At 67.9% G+C, this 2,317-nt stretch carries 3 protein-coding genes and 1 pseudogene; all 4 read right to left on the reverse strand.

Going from position 1 to position 2,317, the window contains the following annotated elements:
• Window positions 1-417 (reverse strand): annotated as a pseudogene (locus RT123_RS15025) (penicillin-binding protein 2); the annotation flags it as partial.
• Window positions 414-932, reverse strand: a complete 519-nt coding sequence (locus tag RT123_RS15030; RefSeq protein ID WP_313009991.1) for a hypothetical protein — start codon at window positions 930-932, stop codon at window positions 414-416. The pseudogene RT123_RS15025 and the gene RT123_RS15030, both read right to left, overlap by 4 nt.
• Window positions 929-2,074: a rod shape-determining protein MreC gene (gene mreC / locus RT123_RS15035; RefSeq protein ID WP_313009992.1), complete on the reverse strand. Its 1,146-nt coding sequence runs from the start codon at window positions 2,072-2,074 to the stop codon at window positions 929-931. Before mreC ends, RT123_RS15030 begins: the two co-directional genes overlap by 4 nt.
• 151 nt (window positions 2,075-2,225) lie before the next feature.
• Window positions 2,226-2,317, reverse strand: a 92-nt coding sequence (locus RT123_RS15040) for a hypothetical protein (RefSeq protein WP_313009998.1), incomplete at its 5' end; no start/stop codon positions are given.

The raw sequence follows: 2,317 nt of genomic DNA on the forward strand, positions 1-2,317 counted from the left end.
GTCGCTCTTGACCGGCACCGGGTTGAACTTGGACGCCGCATTGACGTCGCGGATGATCGCGCGACGGCGCTCCAGCGTGTCGGGCAGCAGCCGTCCCAAAAGGTCCAGGGTCTGGTCCAGATCCTTGGTCTCGTCGCGCACCACCAGCACACGGAAGCTGGGGCGGTTGCCGGCGATGACGACGCCGTTGCGGTCCTTGATCAGGCCGCGCGGCGGCGGGACCATGCGGAAGTTGAACTGGTTCTGCGACGACAGGGTCGCATATTCCTGAGCCTGAACGACCTGCAGCTGACCCAGCCGTCCAATCAGCGCGGTGATCCCCAGCGCCGTCGCCCCGCCGAGCACGAAGGTGCGCCGCAGGAAGGACCCCTGACGCTCATTCACATCGGCAAAGAAGATGGAGGGCTCGCCGCTCATCGGAACCGAATATCTCCGTCGTCGAATCGCTCAAGCATCCAGTTGGCGATCGGAAACAGCAGCAGCGTCGGAACGACCTGTCCGACCAGCGGCAGAATCGCCGGCGCGTTCGTCGCCCGCATGGTCACCACCAGATAGGCCAGAAAGAAGGCGCTCAACGTACAGGCGGCATAGGCTCCGAAGCGGATCAGCCCCTCATGCCCCGCCAGCAGATTGCGCGACAGCAGCACCGTTCCATAGACGCCCATCAGGCACAGCGCCCACAGACCCAGCGGCGTATTCCAGAACAGATCCAGGAAAAGGCCGATCAGAAACAGCGCCGCCGGCGCCAGCATCGACGGCCGGATCAGGGGCCAGGCGAAGGCCAGGATCATCGGAATGACCGGCTCGGGCAGATGCAGACCGAACAGTTGGAGCGGCGTTCCCAAAACGACCGTCGCGGCGAGGACGAGCAGGGCCGGATAGACGATCCACTGAAGAGGTCCGACAACGCGAACCGCGACGGGCCGTCTCACGCCGCGCCTCCCGGAGCGGGCGCCGGCGCAGGGCGGGGCGCAACCGGCGCAGGCGACGGGGTCGAAGCCGCAGGCCTCGGAGACGTCACGGCCGGACGGGCCGCAGTCGGCGCAGCGGTGGGCGCAGGCGTTGGCGCTGGCGTCGCCGCCGCAGCACGTGCCCGTTCGGCCTGAGCCTGCTGCGCCGCCGCACGACGGGCGGCGGCGTCACGGATCGCCCCGACCTCGGCCGCGCTCGGCTCCGGCGCCGTCGACAGGCCTGCGAGCGGCGGCGCATTCAAGGCGTTCGGGCTAACCAGTTGACCGAAGCTCTGGAACAACAGCACGCGGACATAGTCGATCGCGCCGTGATCGCTGAACAGCTTGACTCGCCAGGCGCCGTCCACGCCCTTGGCCGCGACCCCGATCGGCAGACCGCGCGGCAGACCGCCGCCGTCTCCCGAACTCAGGATACGGTCACCAGCCTTGATCGAACCGGATCCGCGAATGAACTCCAGACGCGGGCTGTCGCCGCCGTCTCCGGTCAGCATGGCGCGCGCATCGGTGCGCTCGATCATTACAGGGGTGCGCGACGCCACATCCGTCAGCAGCACGACACGGCTGACGCCGCCCGTCACGCCCGTCACCCGACCAACCAGTCCGTGTTCCGTCACAACGGGATTACCGATCCGCACGCCCTTGGCCGAACCGACGTCGATCAGCTTGGCGTTGGAGAAGGGACCCCGCGATTCCGAAATCGCCCGCCCCGTGGCCATGGGCACCGGCGGCTCGGTGCGCAGACCCAGGAGAGCCTCATAGCGGCCGTTGATGTTCTTTTGAGCGATCGCTTCGTCACGCCAGCCGCGCAGTTCGGCGATCTCGGCCTTCAGGCGGCGGTTCTCGCCGATAGCGAAGAAATAGCCGCCGACGTAGTCGCGCGCGGCCCCGGCCCAGCGCACCGGCGCGGCGAAGACCCCGCCCACCGGCCCGGCCGCCGCTTCGAAACCGCCGCGCGCCGCGCCCATGGTCGAGCCGCCCTCGGACGTGGTCCGATCGCCCAGCAACAGGACGACCGCGCCGATGACGGCCACGACGACGACGACCGCGGCGGTCCACGCCAGCGGCACCTTGATGTTTTCAAAAGGGCCGTCGCGAAACGCCACGGGCAACCTTCCACTCAAAGGGGTTGGAATCGGCAGGACGCCCCCTGCCGCTGAGCCTGCCTATCGCAAAATCAAGGCCGGAATGGAACCGTGATCACGCAGGCCTGACAAGGATTTGCAGCCAAGCTTTCACCTGGCCGCAACGGACGGATCAGAGCGCGGAGTCGAGAACGCCCTTCATCCAGCGCGGGTGCTCCAGCACGCGGCCGCAGCCGATGGCCACGCACGACAGCGGATCATCGG

Source organism: Brevundimonas vesicularis, assembly GCF_032067225.1.
Lineage (GTDB): Bacteria > Pseudomonadota > Alphaproteobacteria > Caulobacterales > Caulobacteraceae > Brevundimonas > Brevundimonas vesicularis_F.